Source organism: Streptomyces sp. NPDC056231, from assembly GCF_048270745.1.
Classification (GTDB): domain Bacteria; phylum Actinomycetota; class Actinomycetes; order Streptomycetales; family Streptomycetaceae; genus Streptomyces.
The window spans coordinates 322,528-342,682 of record NZ_JBLVKW010000001.1 but is presented as its reverse complement, the minus strand read 5'-3'; the positions used below and the strand labels follow the sequence as shown (position 1 = coordinate 342,682).

The following is a 20,155-nucleotide window of genomic DNA, read 5'->3' as shown; positions in this document are numbered from 1 at the left end:
GGATCTTCGATGTGTGCCCCGCCGCCCGAAAGGGCCACGAAGCACAGCTGTCAACGGTACCAGCCGCGCTCCGATCGGCCCAAACCGGTCTCAGCCCCGCGGGCGTGGGACGATGGAAGCTACGTATCGATCCGACCGACCCGACATCGACCCGAGACACGGCGTTCGGCGTCTCAAGAATCAGGACCCTGCGTGCCCGCGACTCCTATCCACGTGCCCGAGCCGAGCCGTACCGACCCGGCGCTGATCCGCAACTTCTGCATCATCGCGCACATCGACCACGGCAAGTCGACCCTTGCTGACCGGATGCTTCAGCTGACGGGTGTGGTCGACCAGCGGCAGATGCGCGCTCAGTACCTCGACCGGATGGACATCGAGCGCGAGCGCGGCATCACCATCAAGTCCCAGGCGGTACGTCTGCCCTGGACGCCCACCACAGGCGAGGGCCAGGGCAGCACCCATGTCCTCAACATGATCGACACTCCGGGCCACGTGGACTTCACGTACGAGGTCTCCCGCTCGCTCGCCGCCTGCGAGGGCACGATCCTGCTGGTCGACGCCGCGCAGGGCATCGAGGCCCAGACGCTGGCCAACCTCTACCTGGCGATGGAGAACGACCTCACCATCGTTCCGGTGCTCAACAAGATCGACCTGCCGGCCGCGCAGCCGGAGAAGTTCTCCGAGGAGCTGGCCAACCTCATCGGCTGTCAGCCCGAGGACGTCCTCAAGGTCTCCGCGAAGACCGGCATCGGTGTGGACGCTTTGCTGGACCGGGTGGTCAGGGATGTCCCGGCACCCGTCGGCAAGGCCGACGCACCGGCCCGCGCGATGATCTTCGACTCGGTCTACGACTCGTACCGCGGCGTCGTCACGTACGTCCGTGTCGTCGACGGCCAGCTCAACAAGCGCGAGCGCATCAAGATGATGTCCACCGGCGCCACCCACGAGCTGCTGGAGATCGGTGTCTCCTCCCCGGAGATGACCCCGTCCGACGGTCTCGGTGTGGGCGAAGTGGGCTACATCATCACCGGTGTGAAGGACGTCCGGCAGTCCAAGGTCGGTGACACGATCACCTCCCTGAACAAGGGCGCGACCGAGGCGCTGGGCGGCTACAAGGACCCCAAGCCGATGGTGTTCTCGGGGCTGTACCCGCTGGACGGCTCGGACTATCCCGACCTGCGCGAGGCCCTCGACAAGCTCCAGCTCAACGACGCCGCCCTGGTGTACGAGCCGGAGACCTCCGCGGCCCTCGGCTTCGGCTTCCGTGTCGGCTTCCTCGGTCTGCTGCACCTCGACGTGATCCGCGAGCGCCTGGAGCGCGAGTTCGGTCTGGAGCTCATCGCCACCGCCCCCAACGTGGTCTACCGCGTGGACATGGAGGACGGCAGCGAGCACATCGTCACCAACCCGAGCGAGTTCCCCGAGGGCAAGATCGACAAGGTGCACGAGCCGGTCGTGCGCGCCACCGTCCTCGCCCCCAGCGAGTTCATCGGCGCGATCATGGAGCTCTGCCAGAACCGGCGCGGCACCCTGATCGGCATGGACTACCTCTCCGAGGACCGGGTCGAGATCCGGTACACCCTGCCGCTCGCCGAGATCGTCTTCGACTTCTTCGACCAGCTGAAGTCCAAGACCCGCGGGTACGCCTCGCTCGACTACGAGCCCACCGGCGAGCAGACCGCCCAGCTCGTCAAGGTCGACATCCTGCTGCACGGCGACAAGGTCGACGCGTTCTCCGCGGTCACGCACAAGGACAAGGCGTACGCGTACGGCGTGCGGCTCGTCGCCAAGCTGCGCGAGCTCATCCCGCGGCAGAACTTCGAGGTGCCGATCCAGGCCGCCATCGGCTCCCGGGTCATTGCCCGTGAGACCGTCCGCGCCATCCGCAAGGACGTCCTCGCCAAGTGCTACGGCGGTGACATCTCCCGTAAGCGGAAACTGCTGGAGAAGCAGAAGGAAGGCAAGAAGCGGATGAAGATGGTCGGCAATGTGGAGGTGCCTCAGGAGGCCTTCATCGCCGTGCTGTCGACGGACGAGTCGGGCGGCGAGGGCAAGGGCAAGAAGTAGTTCCCGACGGATTCCCGCTTCCGGGCAGGCTCCGGCTTCCGTACCCGCTACTGGGTGGTAGCCCAACGGGCCCCTGCACCGCAGCATGCTGCGGCGTGGGGGCCCGTTCGTTATGAAGCGGCGTCCGATTGCCTCTTACGCGGCGGACGCGGGCGCTCTACCCTGATCACGGCTTCGTGGTTACTCGCCAGTTAAACAAGCGGAACCATCCGCGCGGACAAGCACGCAGGACAAGCACGCAGACGGACGTACCCAAGCAGGAACAAGCAGCAGCACGCAGCAACCACCAATCGGTCGTGAAGCACTGCCGCAGGCCCGGAGGATGTCGTGAGCGACACACAGACCATGATCGATAACCGACCGCCCTCCGTGGCGGGCCTCTTCATCGAGCGCGTGGCGGCCACTCCGGACGGGGAGGCCTACCGCTTCCCGGTTCCGTCGGCCACCGGCCAGGGCCCCGACGAGTGGAAGTCGGTGAGCTGGGCACAGGCCGCGGAACGCGTGTACGCGATCGCCGCCGGACTCATCGGTCTGGGTGTGGAGCCCGAGCAGCGGGTCGCGCTGTCCTCCGCCACCCGCATCGAGTGGATCTTCGCCGACCTCGGTGTGATGTGCGCGGGCGCGGCGACGACCACGATCTACCCGTCGACGAACGCCGAGGAGTCGGCGTTCATCCTCGCCGACTCGGAGAGCCGGGTGCTGATCGCGGAGGACGCCGGCCAGCTGGCCAAGGCCCGTGAGCGCCGCGCCGACCTGCCGGAGCTCGCCCATGTCGTCGTCATCGACCCGCAGGGCGTCGAACCCGACCCGGCCGACCCTGAGGGCTGGGTGCTCTCGCTGGCCGACCTGGAGGCCCGCGGCGCCGAGATCCTGACGAAGAATCCGTCCGTGGTCCAGGAGCGGGTCGGCGCGATCTCCGCCGACCAGCTGGCCACCCTGATCTACACCTCGGGCACCACCGGCCGTCCCAAGGGTGTGCGACTGCCGCACGACAACTGGTCGTACATGGCCAAGGCCACCGTGGCGACCGGCCTGATCACCGAGGACGACGTCCAGTACCTCTGGCTGCCGCTCGCGCACGTCTTCGGCAAGGTCCTCACCTCCGGTCAGATCGAGGTCGGTCACGTGACCGCGGTCGACGGCCGGATCGACAAGATCATCGAGAACCTGCCGGTCGTCCAGCCGACGTACATGGCCGCCGTGCCCCGGATCTTCGAGAAGGTCTACAACGGGATCGCGTCCAAGGCGCGGGCCGGTGGCGGCGCCAAGTACAAGATCTTCCAGTGGGCGGCCGGGGTCGCCCGCGAGTACGCCAAGGTGTCCCAGGACAACTTCCGGCGCACCGGCACAGCCTCCGTACCGTTCGCACTCGGCGCCAAGCACAAGGTCGCCGACGCGCTCGTCTTCGCCAAGATCCGCGAGGCCTTCGGCGGCCGGCTCCGCGCCTGTGTCTCCGGCTCCGCGGCGCTCGCCCCCGAGATCGGCTACTTCTTCGCCGGCGCCGGCATTCACATCCTGGAGGGCTACGGGCTCACCGAGTCCAGCGCCGCCTCCTTCGTCAACCCGGGCGAGGCCTACCGCACGGGTACGGTCGGCAAGCCGCTCCCCGGCACCGAGGTACGGATCGCGGACGACGGCGAGATCATGCTGCGCGGCCCCGGCATCATGCAGGGCTACCACCGCCAGCAGGAGAAGACCGCCGAGGTGCTGGAGCCCGACGGCTGGCTGCACAGCGGTGACATCGGCGAGCTCTCGGTGGACGGCTACCTGCGGATCACCGACCGCAAGAAGGACCTGATCAAGACGTCGGGCGGCAAGTACGTCGCCCCGGCGGAGGTCGAGGGACAGTTCAAGGCGGTGTGCCCGTTTGTCTCCAACATCCTGGTGCACGGCGCGGACCGCAACTACTGCACCGCCCTGATCGCCCTCGACGAGCCGACCATCCTCGGCTGGGCCGCCGAGAACGGCCTGGCGGGCAAGCCGTACGCCGACGTGATCGCGGCCCGGCAGACCGTGGAGCTCATCGACGGTTATGTGAAGCGTCTCAACGAGGGGCTGCAGCGCTGGCAGACCATCAAGCAGTTCCGGCTGCTGCCGCGCGACCTCGACGTCGAGCACGGCGAGCTCACGCCGAGCCTCAAGCTCAAGCGGCCGGTCGTCGAGCGCGAGTACAAGGACCTCATCGACGAGATGTACGTGGGGGCCCGCGAGGCGTAACGCGAGGCGTCACGAAGGGCGTGTGGTGCGGACGGGGTGAGCTGCCCCGTCCGCCCTGTCGTTTCGCGCCGCCGTTTCTGACGAACGGTCCGGCACCCTTCTCTGTTCACTTCGGTAACTCGGTGCTTATGGACAGGTCCGGTCTGTCACTCTGTCGGTGTCGTCAGCGGCACACGGCACGAGACAGGCCGTGCGAGAACACGTCAGGAGCTGCGCCATGGGGCCCATTCCCTTGCAGCGGGACACCGTTCAGCGTCCCGGTACGTACGTCGGCCAGCCGGAGGCGCAGCCGGTCGCCCGGACGAGTCTGCCCGGGAATCCCCTCGCGCCGGCCGCTGCCCGCCGGTTCGTCCGGGCCGCGCTGGCCGAGTGGACCGGACTGGGGCTGCCCGCAGCCGTGGGTTTCAGCGACCGGCTGGCGGACGACGCGGTGGTTGTCGTCGATGAGCTCGTCACCAATGCCGTCGTGCACGCCGGGACCACCGTCGAGCTGCTCTTCCGGCTGGAGGAGGCGGCCGGGAACGAGGCCGCAGCCCTGGTGCTGGAGGTCGCCGATCATCACCCCGCCCGTTCCGTGCGCAGCGAACGCCCCGGCCCGTTATCGGCCGCGGACCGGGACGGACCGGCCGAGTGCGGGCGAGGGCTGCAGGTCGTGGCCACGCTCGCCGAGCGCTGGGGCATCACGTACCGCACCGGCCTGAAGACCGTCTGGGCCCGGCTGCCCGTCGACGACTGGACCGACGCGCCCGATCCGGCAGCCGAACCCGAACTGCACGCCGCCGAGCTGCTCGCGCCCAGCGCCCGCCGCGCGGTCCGCGACGACGCGGACTGGGCCGGGCGCGGGGCGCTCTCGTTCCTCGCCGAGGCATCGGATCTGCTCGCGGGGCAGCTCGACGAGGACATCGTGGCGGCGCTCGCCGGGCAGCTGCTGGTGCCCCGGCTCGGCGACTGGTGCGCGATCTGGCTGCAGGGCGAAGGCGGCGGGCCCTCGGCCGCACCACGGCTGGTACGGGTCTGGCACGCCGACGAGGACCGCACGGAGCAGCTGCGCACGGTCCTGGAGGAGGAGCCGCTCCTGCTGGCCGACGAGGTCGGCACCGGGCCGGTTCCGGTTCCGTGGCCCCTGCGCGAGGGGGAGGGCGAGGGGACGGCCCTGGGGTTTCGGATGACGTCGGGGGACCGCACGCTCGGCGCCGTTCTGCTCGGCCGGGAGGGCGCCGCCCGGGTGTCGCACGAAGTGACCGCCCTGGTCGAGGATTTCGTACGCCGTGTCGGCCTCGCCGTCGGCGCAGCTCGCGCGTACACCCGGCAGGCCACCATCAGCCGCGTCCTGCAGCGCGGTCTGCTGCCCAGCAAGGTCGCGGAGATACCCGGCGTCACCAGCTCGCTGGTGTACGAGCCTTCCGACGACGGTGTCGTCGGAGGTGATTTCTATGACATTTTCCCGTGCCCCGGCGACCGCTGGTGCTTCGTGCTCGGCGATGTGCAGGGCAGCGGCCCCGAGGCCGCGGTCGTCACCGGTCTCGCCCGGCCCTGGCTGCGGCTGCTGGCCCGGGAGGGGTTCCGCGTCGGCGAGGTGCTGGACCGGCTCAACCGGCTGCTCCTCGACGACGCGATGGAGACCGCCGAGGCCGCCGCGCTCATGGTCGCGGCCGCGGGCGGGCAGCACCTGGCGGAGGGCGGCCAGCATCTGCGGGAGGACGGTCCGCAGCTGCCGGACGGCGGGCAGCCCCGGTTCCTGTCCCTGCTGTACGGGGAGATGGTGCCGCTGCCCGGTGGCGGAGTGCGCTGCACGCTCGCCAGCGCGGGCCATCCGCTGCCGCTGCTGCTGCGGCCCGACGGCACCGTGCGGGCCGCCGCAGAGCCGCAGGTGCTCCTCGGAGTCGTCGAGGACGTCGCGTACGAGAGTCAGAGCTTCGACCTGGCGCCGGGGGACAGCCTGCTCTGCGTCACGGACGGGGTCACGGAGCGGCGCTCCGGGCCGGCGATGTTCGACGACGGGGACGGTCTCGCCCGGGTACTGGCCGGGTGCGCCGGGCTGACCGCGGAGGGGATCGCGGACCGGATCAAACGGGCCGTTCACGAGTTCGCCGAGCGCCCGCCGGACGACGATCTGGCGCTGGTGGTCCTGCAGGCCCGGTGAACGCGGGCGGGGCAGGACCGGCGACGAGGGACAATGGACGGTATGCCTTCCGTACTGCCCGATGGTGAGCCCGTACCCGACGACGGGGCGCTGCCCCGCCATGCCCTGGAAGGCGCCGCCGACCGGCCGCTCGGCTTCTACCTGCATGTGCCGTACTGCGCCACGCGCTGCGGGTACTGCGACTTCAACACGTACACGGCGACCGAGCTGCGGGGGTCGGGCGGTGCGCTGGCCTCCCGGGACAACTACGCCGCCCATCTGATCGGCGAGGTCCGTCAGGCCCGCAAGGTGCTCGGCGACGACCCGCGGCCGGTCCGTACGGTGTTCGTCGGCGGCGGTACGCCCACGCTGCTGCCCGCCGGGGATCTCGTCCGGATGCTGGCGGCGATCCGTGACGAGTTCGGGCTCGCCGACGACGCCGAGATCACCACCGAGGCCAATCCGGAGTCGGTCGACCCGGCGTATCTGGCGGAGCTGCGGGAAGGCGGCTTCAACCGGATCTCGTTCGGGATGCAGAGTGCCCGGCAGCACGTGCTGAAGATCCTCGACCGTACGCATACGCCGGGGCGGCCTGAGGCATGTGTCGCCGAGGCCCGGGAGGCGGGCTTCGAGCACGTCAATCTCGACCTGATCTACGGCACGCCCGGGGAGTCCGACGACGACTGGCGGGCCTCGCTGGACGCGGCGATCGGAGCGGGGCCGGACCATGTGTCCGCGTACGCGCTGATCGTCGAGGAGGGCACGCAACTGGCGCGGCGGATCCGGCGCGGCGAGGTTCCGATGACGGACGACGACGTCCACGCCGACCGGTATCTGATCGCGGACGAGGCCATGGCCGCGGCGGGCTTCTCCTGGTACGAGGTGTCGAACTGGGCCCGGACGGTGGACGGGCGGTGCCTGCACAACGAGCTGTACTGGCGGGGCGCCGACTGGTGGGGGGCCGGGCCGGGGGCGCACAGCCATGTGGGCGGGGTGCGCTGGTGGAACGTGAAGCATCCCGGCGCGTACGCGCAGGCGCTCGCGGAGGGGCGGTCGCCGGGCGCGGGACGGGAGGTCCTGTCGGCGGAGGACCGGCGGGTCGAGCGGATTCTCCTGGAGCTGCGGCTGGTCGACGGATGTCCGCTGTCACTGCTGGCGCCCGCCGGACTGGCCGCGGCGGGGCGCGCGGTGGAGGACGGGCTCCTGGAGGCGGCGCCCTATGCGGAGGGGCAGGCAGTGCTGACTCTGCGCGGGCGGTTGCTCGCGGATGCGGTGGTCAGGGATCTGGTGGACTGAGGGGCGCGGGGACACGGGTGCGCTTGCGGCGGGCCTGATCCCCTGTCCGCCCCTGTCCCGGGACCGGGGGCTCCACCCAGGCCCCCCGGCCCCCGGTCGTCGGACGAACTAGGGCGCCGTCACGAAGTCGATCAGGTGTTCCACCGAGCCCAGCAGGGCCGGTTCCAGATCCTTGTACGAGCGGACCGTCGACAGGATGCGCTGCCACGCCGCGCCCGTGTTCTCGGGCCAGCCCAGTGACCGGCACACGCCGGTCTTCCAGTCCAGGCCGCGGGGCACCACCGGCCACGCGCCGATGCCCACCGACGCCGGCTTCACCGCCTCCCAGATGTCGATGTACGGGTGGCCCACCACCAGCACGTTCGCGTCGGTGACCTCGGCCGCGATTCTCGACTCCTTGGAGCCGGGGACCAGGTGGTCGACCAGGACGCCCAGTCGCGCATCCGGGCCGGGGGCGAACGAACGGACGATGGACGGCAGGTCGTCGATGCCTTCCAGGTACTCCACCACCACACCCTCGATGCGCAGGTCGTCGCCCCAGACCCGTTCGACCAACTCCGCGTCGTGCCGGCCCTCCACGTAGATCCGGCCCGCCCGCGCCACCCGGGCGCGCGCGCCGGGGACCGCCACGGAACCGGAGGCCGTGCGGGCGGGCCGGGCCGGGCCGGCGGCCGAGGGGCGTACGAGAGTGATGACGCGGCCCTCCAGGAGGAAGCCGCGCGGTTCCATCGGGAACACCCGGTGCTTGCCGAAACGGTCCTCCAGAGTCACCGTCGGGCCCTGCGCCGTCTTCTCGCAGCGGATCACCGCACCGCAGAAGCCGGTGGAGACCTCCTCCACGACCAGATCGGGCTCGGCGGGGACCTCGGGCACGGGAGCGGACTTCTTCCAGGGCGGGGTCAGGTCCGGGTGGTAGCTGCGCATCGGACGACGATAGGACGGAAACCGGTCACGACACGCCGAAGGCGGTGGACAGCCGGTCACGTTGGGCCCGTACGAACGCCGCGTCCACGACGGCCCCGTGCCCCGGCACATACACCGCGTCCTCGCCGCCCAGCGCCAGCAGCCGGTCCAGCGCGGCCGGCCAGCGCGACGGGATCGCGTCCGGGCCCGCCTGCGGTTCGCCCGATTCCTCGACCAGGTCGCCGCAGAGGACCACGGCCGGGGAGCCGGGCACGAGGGCGACGAGGTCGTGGCCGCTGTGGGCGGGGCCCACGTTCGCCAGCAGCACCTGACGGCCGCCGCCCAGGTCGAGTGTCCATTCGCCGCGCACCTGGTGGTGCGGCGCCACCAGGACGTCCGCCGCCTGCGCCGCGTCCTCCTCGGGCACCCCGTGGCGTATCGCGTCGGCGTACAGCTCGTCCGCACCGCCGGTGAGGAGAGCGGCCGTGCCGATGGCGCCGTACACCTCCGCCCCGGCGAATGCCGCGGTGCCGAGCACATGGTCGAAATGAGGGTGGCTGAGTGCGATATGCGTCACCTTCCGGCCGGTCATGGCCTGCACCTGGGTCCGTATCTCCACACCTTCGCGCAGCGTCGATCCCGTGTCGAAGAGCAGGGCCGCCTCGGCTCCGACCACCAGTGCGACCGTGGCATCCCACCCGGGGAGCCTCCGGCGGCCCACACCGTTGCCCAGTCGCTCCCAGCCGAACTCTTCCCAAGACGCGTTCATGCGGAGACGCTATCGGCAACGACCTGCGCAGTCTCGGGGTGGCGTGGCCGGTCGCCCTTGCTAGGGCCCCACCCGACCGCCGTACACTAGGGGGTCGCTGGCACTCGTACGCATCGAGTGCCAGGAATCGCCGGAGATCGACCAGAACCACCGAGGAAACACAGCTGGAGGTGTGCGCCATGCTCAGCGAACGCAGACTCGAGGTGCTGCGCGCCATCGTCCAGGACTATGTCGGCACCGAGGAGCCCGTCGGCTCCAAGGCGCTCACCGAGCGGCATAAGCTGGGGGTCTCCCCGGCCACGGTCCGCAACGACATGGCTGTGCTGGAGGACGAGGGTTTCATCGCCCAGCCCCACACCAGCGCGGGCCGCATCCCGACGGACAAGGGCTACCGGCTCTTCGTCGACAAGCTCGCGGGGGTCAAGCCCCTGTCGTCGCCGGAGCGCAGGGCCATCCAGAACTTCCTCGACGGCGCGGTCGACCTCGACGATGTCGTGGGCCGCACCGTACGGCTGCTCGCGCAGTTGACCCGGCAGGTCGCCGTCGTGCAGTACCCCTCGCTGACCCGTTCCACGGTGCGGCATGTGGAGCTGCTGTCGCTGGCGCCCGCCCGGCTGATGCTCGTGCTGATCACGGACACCGGCCGGGTCGAACAGCGCATGATCGACTGTCCCGCACCGTTCGGTGAGACCTCTCTCGCCGATCTGCGGGCCCGGCTCAACAGCCGGGTCGTGGGGCGCCGGTTCTCGGACGTCCCGCAGCTGGTGCAGGACCTGCCGGAATCCTTCGAGAGCGAGGACCGGGGAACCGTGTCCACCGTGCTCTCCACCCTGCTCGAAACCCTCGTCGAGGAGACGGAGGAGCGGCTGATGATCGGCGGCACCTCCAACCTCACCCGCTTCGGGCACGACTTCCCTCTGATGATCCGGCCGGTGCTGGAGGCGCTGGAGGAGCAGGTCGTGCTGCTGAAGCTGCTCGGCGAGGCCAAGGACTCGGGCATGACCGTACGTATCGGGCACGAGAACGCCCACGAGGGGCTCAACTCCACGTCCGTCGTCGCGGTCGGCTACGGTTCGGGCGACGAGGCAGTCGCCAAACTCGGCGTGGTCGGACCGACCCGCATGGACTACCCCGGAACGATGGGAGCGGTACGCGCAGTGGCACGTTACGTCGGACAGATCCTGGCGGAGTCGTAAGTGGCCACCGACTACTACGCCGTTCTCGGCGTGCGCCGCGACGCATCTCAGGACGAGATCAAGAAGGCCTTCCGGCGGCTCGCACGCGAGCTGCATCCGGACGTCAATCCCGATCCGAAGACCCAGGAGCGGTTCAAGGAGATCAACGCCGCCTACGAGGTGTTGTCGGACCCGCAGAAGAAGCAGGTCTACGACCTCGGCGGCGACCCGCTGTCCGCCTCCGGCGGCGGTGGCGCGGGCGGATTCGGACAGGGTGGCTTCGGCAACTTCTCCGACATCATGGACGCGTTCTTCGGCACGGCGTCGCAGCGTGGACCGCGGTCGCGCACCCGGCGCGGCCAGGACGCGATGATCCGGCTCGAGATCGATCTCGCCGAGGCGGCATTCGGTACCACCAAGGACATTCAGGTCGACACGGCCGTCGTCTGTACGACCTGCAGCGGCGAGGGTGCCGCACCCGGTACCTCCGCCCAGACCTGTGACATGTGCCGCGGCCGCGGCGAGGTCTCCCAGGTCACCCGGTCGTTCCTCGGCCAGGTCATGACCTCGCGGCCCTGCCCGCAGTGCCAGGGCTTCGGTACGGTCGTTCCGACCCCGTGCCCGGAGTGCGCCGGTGACGGCCGTATCCGTTCGCGGCGCACACTCACCGTGAAGATCCCCGCCGGTGTCGACAACGGCACCCGCATCCAGCTCGCGGGCGAGGGCGAGGTCGGCCCCGGCGGCGGCCCGGCCGGCGACCTGTACGTCGAGATCCATGAGCTGCCGCACCCGGTGTTCCAACGCCGCGGCGACGACATGCACTGCACGGTCACCATCCCCATGACGGCGGGCGCGCTCGGCACGAAGGTGCCGCTGGAGACGCTCGACGGCCTGGAGGAGGTCGACATCCGGCCGGGCACCCAGTCCGGTCAGTCGGTCCCGCTGCACGGCCGCGGCATCACGCATCTGCGGGGCGGCGGGCGCGGCGACCTGATCGTGCACGTCGAGGTGACGACCCCGTCGAAGCTGGACCCGGAGCAGGAGCGACTGCTGCGGGAGCTCGCGAAGCTGCGTGGCGAGGAGCGGCCCACCGGTCAGTTCCAGCCAGGGCAACAGGGACTCTTCTCCCGCCTGAAGGATGCGTTCAACGGCCGCTGAGGACCGTCCGCACCCCGCTGTTCCCTTGCGCCGTAGCGCCCGCCCGTCCCCGGACCGGCGGGCGCTACCGCGTTCCGTGCATACCGCTCCGGCCGAACTGCGGCTGATTCGGCAGGGTGCACCGGACGTGACACGATGCGGTCATGTCATCCGCGTTGACCGATCTCTGCCGGTATCCGATCGTGCAGGCCCCCATGGCGGGCGGTGTGTCCTGTCCGCAGCTCGTGTCGGCCGTTGCCGAAGCCGGTGGGCTCGGCTTCCTGGCCGCCGGGTACAAGACGGCGGACGGCATGTACAACGAGATCAAACAGCTGCGCGGAATGACCGGTCAGCCGTTCGGCGTCAACCTCTTCATGCCGCAGCCGAACCTCGCCGACCCGAGCGCCGTCGAGGTGTACAAGCACCAGCTCGCCGGTGAGGCCGCCTGGTACGAGACCCCGCTCGGCGACCCGGACTCCAGTGGTGACGACGGCTACGAGGCCAAGCTCGCGATTCTCCTGGAGGACCCCGTTCCGGTGGTCTCCTTCACGTTCGGCTGCCCCACCCGCGGCGCCCTCGACGCGCTCGCCAAAGTCGGCACGTACACCGTCGTGACGGTCACCTCGCCCGAGGAGGCCCAGGCCGCCCAGTGGGCGGGCGCCAACGCGATCTGTGTCCAGGGCGTCGAGGCGGGCGGGCATCGGTCCACCCACCGCGACGACCCGCAGGCCGACGACGCCGGCATCGGGCTGCTCTCCCTGGTGGCCCAGGTCCGTGAGACCGCCCAGCTGCCGCTCATCGCGTCCGGCGGCATCATGCGCGGCTCCCAGATCGCGGCGGTCGTCGCGGCGGGCGCGGAGGCGGCGCAGCTCGGCACGGCCTTCCTGGTCTGCCCCGAGTCCGGCGCCCATCTGCTGCACAAGCAGGCGCTGACCAACCCGCTGTTCGTACGGACGGCCCTGACCCGGGCGTTCTCCGGACGCCCCGCCCGCGGCCTCGTCAACCGCTTCGTGCGCGAGCACGGCCCGTACGCCCCCGCCGCCTACCCGCAGGTGCACCATGTCACCAGCGAGCTGCGCAAGGCCGCGGCCAGGGCCGGGGACGCGCAGGGCATGGCCCTGTGGGCGGGCCAGGGCCACCGCATGGCACGCGAGTTGCCGGCCGGCCGGCTGGTCGAGCTGCTCGCCGAAGAACTGGACGCCGCGCACGCGGCACCGAGCACAAGGAGCACGCAGTGACCGCACCGGTCTTCGTCGTCGAACAGGTCCCTGCCGGGCCCGAGTTCGTCCTGGACGGTCCCGAGGGGCGGCACGCCGTTTCGGTCAAGCGGCTGCGGGCCGGTGAGGATGTCGTCCTGACGGACGGGCACGGCCGGTGGACGGAAGGGGTCGTGCGGGCTGCCGAGGGCAAGGACCGGCTGGTGGTGACGGACCTCTGCACGGTCCACGAGGAGCCCCGTCCCACACCCCGCATCACCGTGGTCCAGGCGCTCCCCAAGGGTGACCGCGGCGAGCTCGCCGTCGAGACGATGACGGAGACAGGCGTCGACGCGATCGTGCCGTGGCAGGCTTCGCGCTGCATCACCCAGTGGAAGGGCGACCGCGGTCTCAAGGCCCTCGCGAAGTGGCGGAACACGGCCCGCGAGGCGGGCAAGCAGTCGCGCCGGGTGCGATTCCCGGAGGTGACGGACGCGCTGACCACCAAACAGGTTGCTGCGCTTCTGGCCACAGCCGACTTCGCGGCCGTCCTGCACGAGGACCGGGGGTACGACAGCGAGCCGCTGGCCACCGTCGGACTGCCCGCAGGGGGCGAGATCATTCTGGTCGTGGGCCCCGAGGGCGGGGTGTCGCCCGAGGAACTGGCGGCCTTCGCCGAGGCGGGCGCCCGGACCTGCCGGCTCGGCCGGAGCGTCCTGCGCACCTCGACGGCGGGCACCGCGGCGACGGCACTGCTGCTGGGGCGCACCGGCCGCTGGGCGTAACCGCCGTATACAACACGTCCGGTGTGGCTGCAAGCGGTCTACCGCACCGCGGGGGAGTGGTGGGACCCTGCCACGTATGGGGACATTGAGGGCATCGAGTTCATGGGGCCGCGGCCGAGCCCATCGCATTCCGGCCGTACTGTGCCTCGTCGGTGCGGCCGTTGCGGGGGCCGTCGCCTGCGAGCCGATCGACGGGCTGAACTCCGCGTCCGTCGCCCTGACCACCGACCGGACCGGCACCGGGGCGCTGGAGCGCAAAGGGGTCGATGTGCAGTGGCTGAACTGCACAGCCGAGGTCGAGGGCGCCGGTAAGACGCCGTCCCCGACCTCGCGCTCCGCGTCCGGGCGGCAGGTGGCGCACGTCGACTGCCGCGGCCGGACCGCGGACGGCAAGGACATCACACTCGCCGGCAAGGTCACGAAAGAAGTCAGCGGGCTCTGTGTACGGGGGGACTTCACCGGGAAGGTCGGCGGCAAGACCGTCCTGCGGGCCGATGTACTCGGCAACTGTCACGCCGCCCCCTCGACCGGCGGCGTGACACCGCCGACACGCGATGGAAAAGGCGGTGGTGGCGGCCGTGTCCGGCCGACCGTCACGGTGACCGTCACGGTGACCGGATATCCGCAGGGCAAGTGAGTGGGTCGGCGCGACCGCGGGGGCGGACTCCGGCCAACCCCGTTTCCCGGAACACGACCGCAGCCTAGGGTGATCGGTGTGACACAGCCCGCCTATCTCAGGTACCCCCATGTCCAGGGCGAATTGATCGCCTTCACCGCCGAGGACGATGTCTGGCTGGCGCCGCTCGACGGCGGCCGGGCCTGGCGGGTCAGCGCCGACAACCGGCCCGTCCGCCAGCCACACATATCGCCCGACGGCACCCACGTCGCCTGGACATCCACCCGGGACGGCGCCCCCGAGGTGCACCTCGCCCCTGTCGAGGGAGGCCCTTCGAAGCGGCTGACCTACTGGGGCGACGCGCGGACCACCGTGCGCGGCTGGACCCCCGAGGGCGACGTCCTGGTCACCAGCACCCAGGGGCAGGTGTCGCTGCGCCGCAGCTGGGCCCGGGCCGTCCCGGTCGACGGCGGGCCCGCGCGGACCCTCCCCTACGGGCCGGTCGGCTCCCTCGCGTACGGACCCGGCGGACGGGTCCTGCTGCTCTCCGCCACCATGGGGCGCGAGGCCGCCACCTGGAAGCGCTACAGGGGCGGCACGGCGGGCAAGTTGTGGCTCGCGCAAGCACCCGGGGAAGGCCAGGGGCCGGACGGCGCCGCGGACTTCGTACGGGTTCACGAGGGCCTCGACGGCAACATCGAATGCCCGATGTGGGTCGGCGACCGTCTCGCCTTCCTCTCCGACCACGAAGGCGTCGGCGCGCTCTACTCCTCGCTCCCCGACGGCTCCGACCTGCGTCGGCACACCGAGGCCGAGGGCTTCTACGCCCGCCACGCGACGACCGACGGCACCCGCGTCAGCTACGCCTCGGCCGGTGAGCTGTGGCTGCTCGACGACCTGGAAGGCGCCGGACCCCGGCGTCTCGAAATCCGCCTCGGCGGCCAGCGCGCCGACCTCCAGCCGCACTCCGTGCACGCCGGGAGCCACCTCGACTCGGCGTCCCCGGACCGTACAGGCCGCGGCAGTGCCGTCGGGACGCGCGGCGCCGTCCACTGGGTCACCCACCGCGAGGGCCCGGCCCGCGCACTGGCCGTCGAACCCGGGGTGCGGGCCAGACTGCCCCGTACCTTCCAGGCCGACGGCGATCAGCACGTCGTCTGGGTCACCGACGCGGAGGGCGACGACGCCCTGGAGTGCGCACCCGCCACCGGAACCGCTCCGGGCACCGCACCGCGCCGACTGGCCGCCGGCCGGCTCGGCAGGGTGCTCGACCTGGCGGCGGCCGCCGACGGCAGCCGGTTCGCCGTCGCCTCGCACGACGGCCGGATCCTGATCGTCGAGCGGGAGAGCGGCGAGGTCCACGAGGTCGACCGCAGCGAACACGGCGACGCCTCCGGACTCGTCTTCTCGCCGGACTCGGTTTGGCTCGCCTGGTCCCACCCCGGGCCCGGGCCGCTGCGCCAGCTCAAGCTCGCGCACCTCGCCGATCTGTCGGTCGCCGAAGCCACGCCGCTCCGCTTCCGGGACTACGCCCCCGCGTTCACCGTCGACGGCAAGCATCTCGCCTTCCTCTCCGAGCGGACCTTCGACCCGGTCTACGACGCGCACGTCTTCGATCTGGCCTTCGTCGGCGCCTGCCGCCCGCACCTGCTGACGCTCGCCGCCACCACGCCCTCTCCGTTCGGGCCGCAGCGCCACGGCCGCCCGACCGAGAAGGAGAAGAGCTCCGGCGACGGCGACCAGGACAACCCCACCGCGCTGCCCGTCACCCGGATCGACCTCGACGGGCTCGCCGACCGGATCGTGCCGCTGCCCGTCGAGGCCGCCCGCTACTCCTCGCTGCGCGCGGCGAAGGACGGACTGCTGTGGCTGCGGCACCCGGTGACGGGCGTGCTCGGTACGGCAGGGGCGACGCCGGACTCGCGGGGGCCGGAGACCGTCCTGGAGCGGTACGACCTCGAGAGGCTGCACAGTGACGAACTCGCCTCCGACGTCAGCCGGTTCGCCGTGAGCGGCGACGGCAAGCGGCTGGTCCTGCACACCCGGGGCAAGCTGCGCGTCGTACCCGCCGACAGCCGTGTCCCGGCGGGCTCCGACGACGACCACGACGGCGGCAGCGACAACAGCGTCACCGTCGACCTCTCCCGGATCCGCCGGACCGTCGAACCTGCCGCCGAATGGCGCCAGATGTACGACGAGGCGGGCCGCATCATGCGCGACAACTTCTGGCGGCCCGACATGGGCGGCGTCGACTGGGACGGCGTCCTCGACCGCTACCGGCCGGTGCTGGCGCGCGTCGCCACCCATGACGACCTCGTCGACCTGCTCTGGGAGGTGCAGGGGGAGCTCGGCACCTCGCACGCGTATGTGACGCCGCAGGGCGGCCGGGACGACGACGCGAGCCGGCAGGGGCTGCTCGGGGCCGACATCTCCCGCACGGACGAAGGTCATTGGCGTATCGACCGGATCCTGCCGTCCGAGACGTCCGATCCGGAAGCCCGCTCGCCGCTCGCCGCGCCCGGCGTCGCGGTCCGCGCCGGGGACGCGATCGTCGCCGTCGACGGGCAGGAGATCGACCCCCTGACCGGGCCCGGGCCGTTGCTCACCGGTTCGGCGGGCAAGCCGGTCGAGCTGACCGTCTCGCCGGCGGACGGCGGCAACCTGCGGCATGTCGTCGTCGTGCCGACCGCGGACGAGGAGGCGCTGCGGTACCACGCGTGGGTGGCGGACCGGCGGGCGTACGTGCACGAGCAGTCCGGCGGACGCCTGGGCTACCTCCACGTCCCCGACATGGTCGGCTCCGGCTGGGCGCAGCTCCACCGGGACCTGCGGGTCGAAGTGGCCCGTGAGGGGCTGGTGGTGGACGTACGGGAGAACCGCGGCGGCCACACGTCGCAGCTGATCGTGGAGAAGCTGGCCCGCCGCATCGTCGGCTGGGACCTGCCGCGCGGCATGCAGCCGTTCAGCTACCCCGGGGACGCGCCGCGCGGTCCGGTGGTGGCCGTGGCGAACGAGTTCTCCGGCTCGGACGGCGACATCGTGAACGCGGCGATCAAGGCGCTCGGGATCGGGCCGGTGGTCGGTACGCGGACGTGGGGCGGCGTGGTCGGCATCGACAGCCGGTACCGGCTCGTCGACGGCACGCTGGTCACGCAGCCCAAGTACGCGTTCTGGCTTGAGGGGTACGGCTGGGGTGTGGAGAACCACGGGGTGGACCCGGATGTGGAGGTCGTGACGGCGCCGCAGGACCATGCGGCGGGACGGGATCCGCAGCTGGACGCCGCGATCCGGATCGCGCTGGACGGACTCGCGCAGAGCCCGGCGAAGTCGGCACCGGGTCTGCCGGGATAGGGGCTGGGGCCTTTCTTCCGGATCCGGCCTGATCCGAAGGAAAGGCCCTCGTGCCCCTGCCCGCCCGTTCCCGGGACCGGGGCTCCGCCCCCGGTTTCGGGAGCCGGGCAACCGCGCCCGATAGCATGCCCGTGTACGGATCAACCACGCGACCGAGGAGCCCGGCCATGGCGGGAGAACCGCAGCCCGACTGCCTGTTCTGCAAGATCGTCTCGGGAGACGTCCCGGCAACCATCGTCCGCGAGACCGAGACGACCGTCGCCTTCCGCGACATCAACCCCCAGGCCCCCACCCACATCCTCGTCATCCCGCGCGTCCACCACCGCGACGCCGCCACCCTCGCCGCCGCCGAGCCGCAGATCGCCGCCGACATACTGCTCGAGGCCGCGAACGTCGCCGCCGACGAGAAGATCACCGACACCGGTTACCGGGTTGTCTTCAACACCGGCACCGGTGCAGGACAGACCGTCTTCCACGCGCACGCCCACGTCCTGGGCGGCCGCGGAATGCAGTGGCCGCCCGGATAACGCCGAATCCCCCGAATCGCAGGCCACCGCACCCATGTCCGTACGCGAACTCGTCGTCCTCGGCACCGCCAGCCAGGTCCCCACCCGGCACCGCAACCACAACGGCTATCTGCTGCGCTGGGACGGCGAGGGCATCCTCTTCGACCCCGGCGAGGGCACCCAGCGCCAGATGCTGCGCGCCGGAGTCGCCGCGCACGACATCAACCGGATCTGCGTCACGCACTTCCACGGCGACCACTCCCTCGGGCTTGCCGGGGTGATCCAGCGCATCAATCTCGACCAGGTCCCGCACCCGGTGAGCGCGCACTACCCGGCGAGCGGGCAGCGCTTCTTCGAGCGGCTGCGGTACGCGACCGCCTACCACGAATCCGTAGAGCTGACCGAGGCCCCGGTCACGGCCGACGGGGTCCTCGCCGAGACCGCCGCGTACACCCTGTACGCCCACCGGCTCTCCCACCCCGTCGAGTCGTACGGCTACCGCCTCGTCGAGCCCGACCGGCAGCGCATGCTGCCCGACCGGCTCGCCGAGCACGGGATCACCGGGCCGGACGTCGGACGGATCCAGCGCGAGGGCTCGCTGGGCGGTGTCGGCCTCGACGAGGTCTCCGAGCGCAGGCGCGGCCAGCGCTTCGCGTTCATCATGGACACGAGGCTCTGCGACGGCGTGTACACGCTTGCCGAAGGGTGCGACCTGCTGGTCATCGAGTCGACCTTCCTCGACGAGGACGAACGGCTCGCCACCGACCACGGTCATCTCACCGCCGGACAGGCGGCCCGGGTGGCCCGCGAGGCGGGCGTACGGCATCTCGTGCTGACGCACTTCTCGCAGCGGTACGTAGATCCGGGTGTCTTCGCCTCCCAGGCCCGCGCCGCCGGGTTCGAGGGCGAACTGACCATCGCCCAGGACCTGATCAGCGTTCCCGTCCCGAGCCGGCATCAACAGCAGCAGTAACCAGCAGCAAGAATGAGCGAGCGACCCGTGCATCTCCCCAAGGCAGAACTCCACCTCCACATCGAAGGAACCCTCGAACCCGAGCTGGCCTTCGCCCTCGCCGAACGCAATGGCGTGGAGCTGCCCTACGCGAACACCGAAGAGCTGCGCACGGCCTACCTCTTCGACGACCTGCAGTCCTTCCTGGACCTGTATTACGCGCTGATGGCCGTCCTGCGCACCGAGGAGGACTTCCAGCAGCTCGCCGACGCCTACCTCGCCCGCGCGGCCGCCCAGGGCGTCCGCCACGCGGAGATCTTCTTCGACCCGCAGGCGCACACCGCCCGAGGCGTCCCGATCGGCATCGTCGTCGAAGGACTCGGCCGGGCGCTCGACCGCAGCGAGGAGACCCATGGCATCTCCACCCAGCTGATCATGTGTTTCCTGCGCGACCAGTCCGCCGAATCGGCCCTGGAGACCCTCGACGCCGCGAAGCCGTACCTGCACCGGATCAGCGCCGTCGGCCTGGACTCGGCGGAAGTCGGGCATCCGCCCGCGAAGTTCCGCGAGGTGTACGAGGCGGCCGGGGCGCTCGGGCTGCGGAAGGTCGCACACGCCGGGGAGGAGGGGCCGCCGGAGTACATCCGGGAGGCGCTCGACGTCCTCGGGGTCGAGCGCATCGACCACGGGCTGCGCTGCATGGAGGACCCGGACCTGGTGAAGCGGCTGGCAGCCGACCGGGTGCCGCTCACCCTCTGCCCGCTGTCCAACGTACGGCTGCGCGCCGTCGACACCCTGGAGCAGCACCCGCTGCGGGCGATGCTGGACGCCGGGCTGCTCTGCACGGTGAACTCCGACGACCCCGCGTACTTCGGCGGATACGTCGGAGATACCTTCCATGCCGTCCACGAGGCGCTCGGACTGGAGCGGGAGCAGCTGCGCACCCTGGCCCGGAACTCCTTCGAGGCGGCCTTCCTCGACCACGACGAGGAGCGCAGGTCGCGCTATCTGTCGGAGGTCGAGGCGTACGCGTTCGACTGAGAGCCTCGCCGGGTGACCTTCG

The 20,155-nt window shown here is 71.0% G+C and carries 15 protein-coding genes; 13 read left to right on the top strand and 2 right to left on the bottom strand.

Annotated features, from left to right (window positions below):
- The first annotated feature begins 192 nt into the window (after positions 1 to 192).
- The 4 genes from lepA (at position 193) to hemW (ending at position 7,702) form a co-directional block, all read left to right on the top strand.
- Positions 193 to 2,067, top strand: coding sequence for a translation elongation factor 4 (gene lepA, locus ACNPQM_RS01530; RefSeq protein WP_358859077.1), 1,875 nt, complete (start codon positions 193 to 195; stop codon positions 2,065 to 2,067).
- Between the two features lie 327 nt (positions 2,068 to 2,394).
- Positions 2,395 to 4,284, top strand: coding sequence for an AMP-dependent synthetase/ligase (locus ACNPQM_RS01525; RefSeq protein WP_358859078.1), 1,890 nt, complete (start codon positions 2,395 to 2,397; stop codon positions 4,282 to 4,284).
- A 217-nt stretch (positions 4,285 to 4,501) separates the two neighbouring features.
- Entirely contained in the window at positions 4,502 to 6,427 is a 1,926-nt protein-coding gene (locus tag ACNPQM_RS01520; RefSeq protein ID WP_418082508.1) for a SpoIIE family protein phosphatase, read from the top strand.
- 42 nt (positions 6,428 to 6,469) lie between these two features.
- Positions 6,470 to 7,702 carry a radical SAM family heme chaperone HemW gene (gene hemW, locus ACNPQM_RS01515; protein ID WP_418082507.1) on the top strand — a complete coding sequence of 411 codons (1,233 nt, stop codon included), beginning with the start codon at positions 6,470 to 6,472 and terminating at the stop codon, positions 7,700 to 7,702.
- Between the two features lie 108 nt (positions 7,703 to 7,810).
- On the opposite strand, the gene ACNPQM_RS01510 is transcribed toward hemW, so the two are convergent.
- Positions 7,811 to 8,626, bottom strand: coding sequence for a DUF3097 domain-containing protein (locus ACNPQM_RS01510; RefSeq protein WP_418082506.1), 816 nt, complete (start codon positions 8,624 to 8,626; stop codon positions 7,811 to 7,813).
- Positions 8,627 to 8,651: 25 nt separating this feature from the next.
- Positions 8,652 to 9,374, bottom strand: coding sequence for an MBL fold metallo-hydrolase (locus ACNPQM_RS01505; RefSeq protein WP_418082505.1), 723 nt, complete (start codon positions 9,372 to 9,374; stop codon positions 8,652 to 8,654).
- A 179-nt stretch (positions 9,375 to 9,553) separates the two neighbouring features.
- Here ACNPQM_RS01505 and hrcA point away from each other — a divergent pair, with 179 nt between their 5' ends.
- The 9 genes from hrcA (at position 9,554) to ACNPQM_RS01460 (ending at position 20,133) form a co-directional block, all read left to right on the top strand.
- Positions 9,554 to 10,570 carry a heat-inducible transcriptional repressor HrcA gene (hrcA, locus tag ACNPQM_RS01500; protein WP_266985805.1) on the top strand — a complete coding sequence of 339 codons (1,017 nt, stop codon included), beginning with the start codon at positions 9,554 to 9,556 and terminating at the stop codon, positions 10,568 to 10,570.
- On the top strand, positions 10,571 to 11,707 hold the full coding sequence (gene dnaJ, locus ACNPQM_RS01495; protein ID WP_358859083.1) for a molecular chaperone DnaJ: 1,137 nt from the start codon (positions 10,571 to 10,573) through the stop codon (positions 11,705 to 11,707).
- Between the two features lie 143 nt (positions 11,708 to 11,850).
- Positions 11,851 to 12,924, top strand: coding sequence for a nitronate monooxygenase (locus tag ACNPQM_RS01490; RefSeq protein ID WP_418082504.1), 1,074 nt, complete (start codon positions 11,851 to 11,853; stop codon positions 12,922 to 12,924).
- Positions 12,921 to 13,667 (top strand): 16S rRNA (uracil(1498)-N(3))-methyltransferase, encoded by a 747-nt coding sequence (locus ACNPQM_RS01485; protein WP_358859085.1) that lies wholly within the window; start codon positions 12,921 to 12,923, stop codon positions 13,665 to 13,667. The genes ACNPQM_RS01490 and ACNPQM_RS01485 overlap by 4 nt, the downstream gene beginning before the upstream one ends.
- Before the next feature lie 76 nt (positions 13,668 to 13,743).
- Complete coding sequence (locus tag ACNPQM_RS01480; RefSeq protein WP_418082503.1) at positions 13,744 to 14,304, top strand: hypothetical protein; 561 nt, start codon at positions 13,744 to 13,746, stop codon at positions 14,302 to 14,304.
- 78 nt (positions 14,305 to 14,382) lie between these two features.
- Complete coding sequence (locus tag ACNPQM_RS01475) at positions 14,383 to 17,634, top strand: S41 family peptidase (protein ID WP_418082502.1); 3,252 nt, start codon at positions 14,383 to 14,385, stop codon at positions 17,632 to 17,634.
- Between the two features lie 167 nt (positions 17,635 to 17,801).
- A complete protein-coding gene (locus ACNPQM_RS01470) occupies positions 17,802 to 18,161 on the top strand; it encodes a histidine triad nucleotide-binding protein (protein ID WP_358859004.1) in 360 nt (119 codons plus the stop codon).
- Between the two features lie 34 nt (positions 18,162 to 18,195).
- On the top strand, positions 18,196 to 19,113 hold the full coding sequence (locus ACNPQM_RS01465) for a ribonuclease Z (protein ID WP_418082501.1): 918 nt from the start codon (positions 18,196 to 18,198) through the stop codon (positions 19,111 to 19,113).
- A 27-nt stretch (positions 19,114 to 19,140) separates the two neighbouring features.
- The gene (locus tag ACNPQM_RS01460; RefSeq protein WP_418082586.1) at positions 19,141 to 20,133 is read left to right on the top strand and encodes an adenosine deaminase; all 993 of its coding nucleotides are present in this window, start codon (positions 19,141 to 19,143) and stop codon (positions 20,131 to 20,133) included.
- The last annotated feature ends 22 nt before the right edge of the window (positions 20,134 to 20,155 follow it).

Coding starts and splice junctions, on each gene's coding strand:
- ACNPQM_RS01520 (WP_418082508.1), top strand. CDS start 4,502: ATGGGGCCCATTCCCTTGCAGCGGGACACCGTTCAGCGTCCCGGTACG.
- hemW (WP_418082507.1), top strand. CDS start 6,470: ATGCCTTCCGTACTGCCCGATGGTGAGCCCGTACCCGACGACGGGGCG.
- ACNPQM_RS01510 (WP_418082506.1), bottom strand. CDS start 8,626: ATGCGCAGCTACCACCCGGACCTGACCCCGCCCTGGAAGAAGTCCGCT.
- ACNPQM_RS01505 (WP_418082505.1), bottom strand. CDS start 9,374: ATGAACGCGTCTTGGGAAGAGTTCGGCTGGGAGCGACTGGGCAACGGT.
- hrcA (WP_266985805.1), top strand. CDS start 9,554: ATGCTCAGCGAACGCAGACTCGAGGTGCTGCGCGCCATCGTCCAGGAC.
- ACNPQM_RS01490 (WP_418082504.1), top strand. CDS start 11,851: ATGTCATCCGCGTTGACCGATCTCTGCCGGTATCCGATCGTGCAGGCC.
- ACNPQM_RS01480 (WP_418082503.1), top strand. CDS start 13,744: ATGGGGACATTGAGGGCATCGAGTTCATGGGGCCGCGGCCGAGCCCAT.
- ACNPQM_RS01470 (WP_358859004.1), top strand. CDS start 17,802: ATGGCGGGAGAACCGCAGCCCGACTGCCTGTTCTGCAAGATCGTCTCG.
- ACNPQM_RS01465 (WP_418082501.1), top strand. CDS start 18,196: ATGTCCGTACGCGAACTCGTCGTCCTCGGCACCGCCAGCCAGGTCCCC.